Source organism: Pseudoflavonifractor sp. HCP28S3_F10, from assembly GCF_052065415.1.
Taxonomy (GTDB): Bacteria; Bacillota; Clostridia; order Oscillospirales; family Oscillospiraceae; genus Pseudoflavonifractor_A.
In genome coordinates, this window is record NZ_JBQHUB010000050.1 from 1 (window position 1) to 8,623 (window position 8,623).

Annotated in this window: 9 protein-coding genes; 7 read left to right on the forward strand and 2 right to left on the reverse strand. The window is 50.7% G+C overall.

The window, feature by feature from the left end:
- Nucleotides 1–105 precede the first annotated feature (105 nt).
- Entirely contained in the window at nt 106–933 is an 828-nt protein-coding gene (locus ACTNBZ_RS14000) for a GIY-YIG nuclease family protein (RefSeq protein ID WP_441210869.1), read from the reverse strand.
- A gap of 13 nt (nt 934–946) precedes the next feature.
- Complete coding sequence (locus tag ACTNBZ_RS14005; protein ID WP_195417091.1) at nt 947–2,284, reverse strand: ATP-binding protein; 1,338 nt, start codon at nt 2,282–2,284, stop codon at nt 947–949.
- Between the two features lie 426 nt (nt 2,285–2,710).
- Here ACTNBZ_RS14005 and ACTNBZ_RS14010 point away from each other — a divergent pair, with 426 nt between their 5' ends.
- From ACTNBZ_RS14010 to ACTNBZ_RS14040, 7 genes are all read left to right on the forward strand, one after another.
- Nucleotides 2,711–3,301, forward strand: coding sequence for a CHC2 zinc finger domain-containing protein (locus tag ACTNBZ_RS14010; RefSeq protein WP_441210871.1), 591 nt, complete (start codon nt 2,711–2,713; stop codon nt 3,299–3,301).
- Nucleotides 3,288–4,601 carry a DNA primase family protein gene (locus ACTNBZ_RS14015; protein WP_287879746.1) on the forward strand — a complete coding sequence of 438 codons (1,314 nt, stop codon included), beginning with the start codon at nt 3,288–3,290 and terminating at the stop codon, nt 4,599–4,601. Before ACTNBZ_RS14010 ends, ACTNBZ_RS14015 begins: the two co-directional genes overlap by 14 nt.
- Nucleotides 4,602–4,706: 105 nt before the next feature.
- A complete protein-coding gene (locus ACTNBZ_RS14020) occupies nt 4,707–4,913 on the forward strand; it encodes a hypothetical protein (protein WP_287879748.1) in 207 nt (68 codons plus the stop codon).
- Nucleotides 4,914–5,189: 276 nt separating this feature from the next.
- A complete protein-coding gene (locus ACTNBZ_RS14025) occupies nt 5,190–5,408 on the forward strand; it encodes an LLM class flavin-dependent oxidoreductase (protein ID WP_287879750.1) in 219 nt (72 codons plus the stop codon).
- Nucleotides 5,405–6,364, forward strand: coding sequence for a MobV family relaxase (mobV, locus tag ACTNBZ_RS14030; protein ID WP_287879752.1), 960 nt, complete (start codon nt 5,405–5,407; stop codon nt 6,362–6,364). The genes ACTNBZ_RS14025 and mobV overlap by 4 nt, the downstream gene beginning before the upstream one ends.
- A 31-nt stretch (nt 6,365–6,395) precedes the next feature.
- Entirely contained in the window at nt 6,396–6,575 is a 180-nt protein-coding gene (locus tag ACTNBZ_RS14035) for a hypothetical protein (RefSeq protein WP_287879754.1), read from the forward strand.
- A 101-nt stretch (nt 6,576–6,676) separates the two neighbouring features.
- Entirely contained in the window at nt 6,677–8,425 is a 1,749-nt protein-coding gene (locus ACTNBZ_RS14040; protein ID WP_441210874.1) for a recombinase family protein, read from the forward strand.
- Nucleotides 8,426–8,623 lie beyond the last annotated feature (198 nt).

Genomic DNA, 8,623 nt, shown 5'->3' on the forward strand with positions numbered 1-8,623 from the left:
TATAAAGGCTCTGATTTAGCCGGACTCCTTCACCGTGACGGTGGACTTGTTTATCCGTGAAGATGGACCGGAAACTCCGTGCAAGTGGACTTTATAACCCGAAATTTACAGGTACATTTCATCAAGTGTTTTTCCGTCTTTGTTCTTCCATTCGATCCATCCGTTGGTGCTTCCACCAAGCACAAACATTGCTGCCGAACTGGGAGAAGTAAACGGGACAGAAACATTCAGGATATGTTTGTCACCGCTGCAAACTATGTTCCCGTTTTGAATGGCGGTTTGCCGAAGCTTCTCAATATTATCTGAATGGCACTTGCGGCTCATATCAATTTCAGAACCTTCAAGAACTTCAAATTTTTCTCCATCATACACACCAAGTGCCTGGACACCATTGCGGGTAGTATGCAATGTGTTGGCTTCATTCAGAGTTGTTTTGGAGTTTTCCATTTTGTAACCCTGGGTTGCCATGATGAATTTGATTTCTTCATACACTTCCTCAATCAAAGGAAGATCATATTCATCAATCTCGTATTTGGGATTCACCGTGTTTTCAACCTTGTAGCGCTTCGCTTCAATTGCCTTACCGATGGCAAAAGCCTCAAGACCGCTGATCATGTCCAGAGAAAAGGTCTTGTTGTCAGCAAGGAACATGATTGCTTTGTTCCAGAAATCTTTTGAACGATTGTGGTCGTCCAATCTGCTGACTCCGTTTCGGGTCTGCCCAACATAGATCTGTGCAATCTTGTTGTCATCCGTTTCGCTGATCAGATAATAAATGCCAGGCCGATTGATACCGGTCAGCTTCTTGGCTTCTGAAAGCAACGGACGTGGAATGACATAGGTAGTCATTGTTGACAGGTGGCGGCGGATAGAGCGAATCCCATCCGGCTGACCATTGTGATATATAATCTCAAGCTTTTTACTGATGGCCATAGTATACTCCCCTTTACGCTTTCTTCTCCAATGCCAGCCCGATCAGCCGGTCTGCCTGATCTGCCATGAACAGCGGAATATTCAGCACATCATCATCCAACTTCAGATTGTCCAGGGAGAAGCGCACGCGGAGCTTTACCTGCCCCGGGAACAGCTCCTTGAATTTTCGCAGACTCCGGCTGGTGGTATTGGCTTCTGCCTTGACCTCCACCGGGAAAATATCATTCTCGCGCTGAATCAGAAAATCGACCTCATAGGGAGGATTGTTCTGGCTCCAATAACGGGGCATCACCTCAAATTGTGTGATGAGTGTTTGCAGCACATAGTTTTCTGTCAACGCTCCTTTGAACTCGGTAAACAGACGATTGCCCTCACCAAAAGCAGTCGGTGCAAGCTGCGCCAGACGGCGGAGCAATCCCACATCCACCAGATAGATTTTGAACGCCGACAGATCGTCATAGGCCGACATCGGAAGTCCCGGCGCGGTGCTGCGGTATACCTTGTGGACAAGCCGGGCATCCACCAGCCATTGCAGCGCATCCTCATACTCGCGCGCCCGCGCGCCCTCTTTGACGACCTTATAGATAAACTTTTTATTTTCCCGGGCAAGCTGCGACGGAACAGACTTCCAGATCATTGAGATTTTCGGGAATTCGCTGACATTCGGATGTTTGGCAAAGTCGCGCTCATATGCCCCGATAATTCCGGACAGAGCCTCCTGCATGGCCTCCACGTCGCGCGCCTGCGTCCACATGAGCACAGATTCCGGCATTCCACCCGTGACATAGTACATTTTGAGCTTCTCATACAGCGGATTGAAAAAAGCATCCGGAAGCGGTTCAAGCGTATCCACAGCATCCAGATAGTTTGCAAGATTCTCGTCACCGTTGGCCAGCAAAAATTCCGTAAATGTCATTGGATCGATCTGCATGAAGTTGACCTTGCCCACCGGGAAAGAGGACGGCTTTGCCAGTGCTATGCCCAGCAGCGAACCGGCACAGGCAATGTGATACTGCGGCGCATTCTCGCAGAAATATTTCATGGAGTTGATGACCTTCGGGCAGTCCTGTACTTCGTCAAAAATGATGAGTGTCTTTTCCGGTGTGATCTTCTGTCCGCTGGCCAGCATCAGGTTTTGCAGAAGCCGGTCAACGTCCTTGGTCGTTTCAAAGAACTGCTTATACTCCTCGTGTTCATCAAAGTTAAAGTAGGCTGTATTATCATAATAACGTCTGCCGAATTCCTTGAGAATCCACGTTTTGCCCACCTGCCGCACTCCTTTGAGGATCAGCGGCTTGCGGTAAGGCGAGTTTTTCCATTCCAGCAGCCGTTTCAGGATCAGTCGCTCCATAGAATCCCTCCGTCACACTTTTCTTGGAGATTTCGCGTTTGATTTCACACTATTATTATACGCTCCTCGGACCAAAATAGCAATGGTATCACAAAAATTTTTGTTTTTATGATAACGGAATCACATTTTTATTGATTCTATTCCGTTCTTTCACTCTATCGGGGTGAATTTTCACTGCACAAGGTGAATTTTCACGTTTGCCAAGCAGCGATCTCACATTATTATAGCTTTTTTGATCTTTTATATCACACTTTTATGTTTCCGCCCTTCCGACTTGCATTTTCGCAAGAATTCGGGAGGGCTTTTTTGTTTTATTGCACATTCGCCTGATTTTTAAGGTCTAAGACTTTTTCTCCGTATATTCAGACGACAAAGAGATTTGTCAGACAAAGAACTTGTCCAGAAAAATCGAAAGGAGAAATGCCTATGACAATTTTTGAAGCCATCAAATCCACGGTCACGCCGAGGATGGCGGCGGAACACTTCGGGCTGAGCGTCAGCCGAAACGGAATGGCCTGCTGTCCATTCCACAATGACCGACACCCCAGCATGAAGCTAAATGAGGATTACTTCTATTGCTTCGGCTGTGGTGCCAAGGGAGATGTGATTGAATTCACATCCAAGCTGTTCGGTATCACAGCCATGGAGGCAGCGCAGAAACTGAGGGCAGACTTCGGTGTTCAAGAGGACAAGCCGTCCATCCTCACCAAGCTGAACTTGTACAGGACGCAGGCAGACAACGAGCGTCTTTGTTTCCGCGTTCTACGGGAGTATCTGCAAATCCTGCAGGATTGGAAGGTGCGCTTTTCGCCTCAGACACCGGAGGATGATCCGGATGACCGCTTTGTGGAAGCCTGCCATATGCTCGAATGTACGCAGTATATGTTGGATTTACTGACGATAGGTTCGCCGGAAGAACGAACAGAGTTGGTAAACGACATGATGAAAGACAACAAAATCACGCTCCTGCAGGAGCGGCTGCGGGAGATCAAGGAGGAAGCCAATGGACAAGCTTGAATACAACGCCGAAAGACCGTCCTGGTACGACGGCAAATTTCTGAATGAGGTTGGATTCTGTGAGGACTTTCTGCAGAAGCACCCGATGGTGCGTGTGGGTGGCAGCTTCTTCACCAGGGAGGGACGCATCAACGATGAAGAAAGCGTCCGTAAAGATATCTACGAGATGCTCCGCCCTTATCTCAGCTGCGGCCTTGCCAAGCGTGCGTCTGCGCTTCTGGAAATGCTGAAGCTGGAGGCCTATGCACCGAACCTGCCGGTACACGAAGACAGGCTCCATGTGGCCAACGGCACGCTGTTTCTCAGCGGTGAATTCACCGAGCAAAAAGACTTCTGCCGCAACCGCCTGCCGGTCAAATATGATCCCAATGCTCCGCAGCCTGTGACATGGCTGCATTTTTTGTCGGAGCTTCTGGAGGATGAGGACATTCTGACCCTGCAGGAGTATCTCGGCTACTGCCTCATCCCCACCAACCGCGGGCAGACCATGATGCTGCTCAAAGGCAACGGCGGCGAGGGCAAGAGCCGCATCGGAGTGGTAATGCAGAAGATGCTGGGCGACAATCTGAAAAACGGCAGCATCGCCAAGGTGGAGCGCAGTCCCTTTGCCCGGGCCGATCTGGAACACCAGCTTCTGATGGTAGACGATGACATGAAGATGGAGGCGCTGAAATCCACCCACTACCTCAAATCGCTGATTACCGCCGAAATGCCAATGGACTTGGAGCGAAAGGGCGAACAGAGCTATCAGGGTGAAATGTATGTGCGCTTTCTGGCATTCAGCAACGGCGATCTGGAATCCCTCTATGACCACTCCGACGGCTTCTATCGGCGGCAGCTGATTCTGTCGGTGAAAAAGAAGCCTGCTGACCGGGAGGATAATCCTTTTCTCGCGGACAAGCTCTGCGCCGAAATTGAGGGCATCTTCCTCTGGTGTCTGGAGGGCCTTCGGCGGCTGATTGCCAACAACTACCGCTTCACCGAAAGCACCCGCACCCGGGATAACCGCATGGAAGCCAAACAGGAGGCGGACAATGTTCTCCTGTTCCTGCGCTCGGAGGGGTACATCCGACTGAAGGCCGACAGCACCATTACCTCCGTTGATCTCTACGCCATCTATTCCATGTGGTGTGAGGACAATGCCTACAAGCCGCTGGCGGCGCGGACGGTGAGCATGACGCTGAAAAAGCACGCCGACGAATTCGGTCTGGAGCACGACAACCACATCATGAGCCGCCTCGGCAAGCGGGTCAACGGCTTCTGGGGCATCGAAGCGCTGGTGACACCGCCTATTTTATGAGTCAAACGCAAAAAGCACCATCCCATCCATCCTAAGTATCCCATTTGGGATAGATGGGCGGATGGGATGGATGTTTTGGGATCCAAGTAAAAAAGGGGGAATTCAATGAAGAAGCCGTATTACAAAGAACTGCCGCTGTTTCACATCTACGGCAGCAATCTGACCGGGAGTCAGAAGCTGCCGATGACGCTGCTTCTGATCGATGACACTTACGACATGTATACCCTCAGCTGCCTTGCAAAGCGACCCACAGAAGACGTGGTTTCTGATCTGGAGGTGCTGAAAAAGCAGGGGTATCTTCAAAGCAGATGAGAACAGAAAAGATTTTTCCTGCAGGGCAAAATGATTTCACAGAACCGCGCTTCTCGGAATCGAGTACAGGCATTCTTGAAAAGTGTGCATCTACACGGTTTCAGGAAGTGTCATGCGGTTCCGTAAAGTCGATAATACCCACCTGCGGACAGAATATCACGCCGCCAAATCTAATCGAATTTAGAAGCAATAGAATATTTCACCACACAGCAAAGTCGGTTTGCCAGAGAGTGCATCGGCTTTGCTGTTTTCATTTCCAAAATCAGGAGGAACGATATGAACATCAGAAATGAGATAAAGGCACAGATCGTCCGTGCCGGTTTCACCATGCAGGAACTGGTGGACAGGCTGGCCGATGAATACGATTGGAGCGACAGCGTTTCCAATCTCTCTGCAAAACTGCAGCGGGAGAGCATCCGATACAAGGAGGTCGTAGAACTGGCGAACGTGCTGGGCTATGACATCGTATGGCAGAAACGGAGGGATAACCGATGAAAGCACAATACGCCATTCTTCGCTTTGCCAAGTACAAAGGCCCGGAAATCGGGCATATCGAAGCGCACAACGAACGCACAAAAGAGAAATACGCCAGCAATCCCGATGTAGATACCTCCTGCAGTCACCTGAACTTCCATCTGGTGACGCCGGAGCGAAAGTACCGCGCCGAGGCCGAAAAGCAGATTGCCGAGGCAGGCTGCCGCACCCGTTCGGACAGTGTGCGGGTGGTGGAGGCTCTCGTGACAGCCAGCCCGGAGTTTTTCAAAGGCAAAAAGCGCAGCGAGGTCAAATCCTATTTCACCGAAGCCCTGGACTTCATTCAAAAACATCAGTCAAAAGACACGATCATATCTGCCGTGGTGCATATGGACGAGAAGACGCCCCATATGCACCTTTGCTTTGTCCCGCTGACAGAGGACAAGCGGCTCAGCGCTAAGGAGATCGTTGGCAACAAGAAAAAGCTGACCTGGTGGCAGGATGAGTTCTGGAAGCACATGGTGAAGAAATATCCCGATCTGGAGCGTGGCGAAAGAGCCAGCGAGACCGGTCGCACCCACATCCCTCCAAGGCTGTTCAAAGAAGCCGTGCATCTGAACCGAATGAAGGGTCAGATCATGGCGATTCTGAACGACAGCAATCCATTCAACAAAAAGGTCAAAGCCGAAGAACTGGAGGCGCTGCTGGACAAGTATATCCCCGGTGTGGAGGTCATGCGGACGAAGTTGAAAAAGTACGATAAGACCTATAAGGAGCTGACCGCGGAGAATGCGGAGTTGGAAAAGAAGTTGTCTTCCGCATCCAAGGAGAGCGTACGGAAGAAACTTGAAATCAGCCAGAAGCTCAACGAGCTGGACGAGCTGCGGCGCACTGTGGATGCTATCCCGGACGAGGTCATCCGTGCTTATTCCGCGCAGCGAAATGCACATCACAGTCGAATGAAACAGGAAATCTGAGGCAATAATAGATTTGAAAGCGAGGAATTCTATGGCAGTAAAAAAGAGCAAAAACGCCACCCCGGAGCAGCAGAAAAAAACCTTCGTCGAAGAAGCCTGGCTGAAATACTACAACCAGGTGCTGTTCGAAAGAGGCATGATCACAGAGCGTGAGCGCAACCTGATGATCAATAAGATTGATGCCAGAACCACAAGGAGTCTGTCGAGATAATCACACCGCAAGAGGTCTGCATATTCCGCAGACCTCTTGCTTTTCTTTTTGGCATTATGTATAATATGGATGATGATTTTACGAAATCAAGGAGAACGCTTATGGATATACACGCAGTGCGGCAGCAGCTCCGCACAAAAAGCATCTATGACATTCCGTTGCGGGTAACTTACTACGCCCGTGTATCCTCAGAATCGGATGAACAGCTGAACTCTCTGGAAAACCAGATCCGGTACTACGAAGATCTAATCCGCAAAAATCGGGCATGGACCTTTGTGCCCGGCTACATCGACGAGGGCCTTTCCGGTATCTCCACAAAGAAGCGGGAAAACTTCAACCGCATGGTGGAGGAAGCCGCAGAGGATCGCTTCGACCTTGTGATCACTAAGGAGATCTCCCGTTTTGCCAGAAACACATTGGACTCCATCCAGTACACCCGTCAGCTGTTAAGCTATGGCGTCGGCGTCTTTTTCCAGAACGACAACATCAACACCCTGGATGAAGACTCCGAGCTTCGCCTGTCGATCATGTCCTCCATCGCACAGGATGAGCTTCGCAAGCTGTCCTCCCGTGTGAAGTTCGGACATCAGCAGGCCATCAAGCAAAATGTGGTGCTGGGCAACAGCCGCATCTTCGGATACCGCAAGGATCAGAAAAAGCTGGTCATTGATGAGGCCGAGGCTCCCATGGTCAGAGAACTGTTTGAACTCTACGCCACTGACCAATACTCCATGAAGCAGATCGAGACGCTGTTCTGGGAAAAAGGCTATCGAAACCTCAACGGCAACAAGATTGCCCACTCTACCATGGCCAATATGATTTCCAATCCGAAATACAAGGGATATTATGTAGGCAACAAGGTCAAGGTGGTGGATATGTTCACCAAAAAGCAAAAATTCCTCCCGCCGGAGGAATGGGTGATGTTCAAAGATGAGACCGGCGAGATCGTCCCGGCTATCGTTTCCGAGGAACTCTGGGACAAGGCAAACGAAATTCTCAAACGCCGCAGTGAGGACGTGAAGAACCGGCAGGGCATCTGCAATCACGCGAATCTGCTGACCGGAAAGCTGTGGTGTACCCATTGCGGGCAGCCCTACTATCGCCGGGAATCCAAGGACAAAAGTGGAAACAAAAACAGCAAGTGGCTCTGCTCCGGCAAGATCAAAAACGGCGCGGACTCCTGCGGATCCTTTGCCATTTACGAGGAGGAAATCAAACCCGTGCTGTACGAGGTGTTCCGTGACACCAAGGCCGACGCAGATGCCATGGTGGCGGAGTATGTGCGGATGTACAATGAGCTGACCATCAACGGCGCCCTGCCGCAAAAAATAGAGGAGCAGCAGAAGATCATCGACATGGCCAATCGGAAGAAAAACAAGCTCCTGCAGCTCGCCGCAGATGACAGCATCACAAACGCCGACTTCAAGTCCATGACCGCCGCCTGCAACGAGGAAATCCGGGCAGCAGAAGAAGAAATTGCGGAACTGGAGCAAGCTGCACTGGAAGGCGAGGAATTCCGCCGAAAGATCGACGAGATCAGGAAAGTTCTCGCCAATGCCCAGCGGGATGCGGCAAGCGGCGTGATTACGAAAGAGTTTGTGGACAAATATATCGACAAAATCTTTGTCACGCCCACGGATGACAATACACTTCTGCTGCAAATCAAGATTTTCACCGGTGAAACCACCGAAAAGTACCTTCGCAAGTTCGAGCATCGTGTGGGTATCATTACCGGAGAATTGACCGAACAGCGGGAAAACCAAGTTGCTGCAAGGGGTTCAGAACCCTGCGTTCCTGCGGGTCACACGTTCAAGAAAATGATCGAGGCCTACGAGAACAACATGCAGTAAGCGTTCCCCATATATGCCCCGGGCATACCGGCGGAACTGCGGACGCTTCTGTGAACGCATCCAAAGCCCCCGGTAAGCCAGGCGCCCCCCCGTGGCGTTTGTTCCGCGGGGGGGGGTGGGTGTGTGAACAAATATTTTACTGGGGCCAACGCCCCCCGGTCTTTTTTATAGGGGGTCTGGGGGGGTTATTTTGGGGCC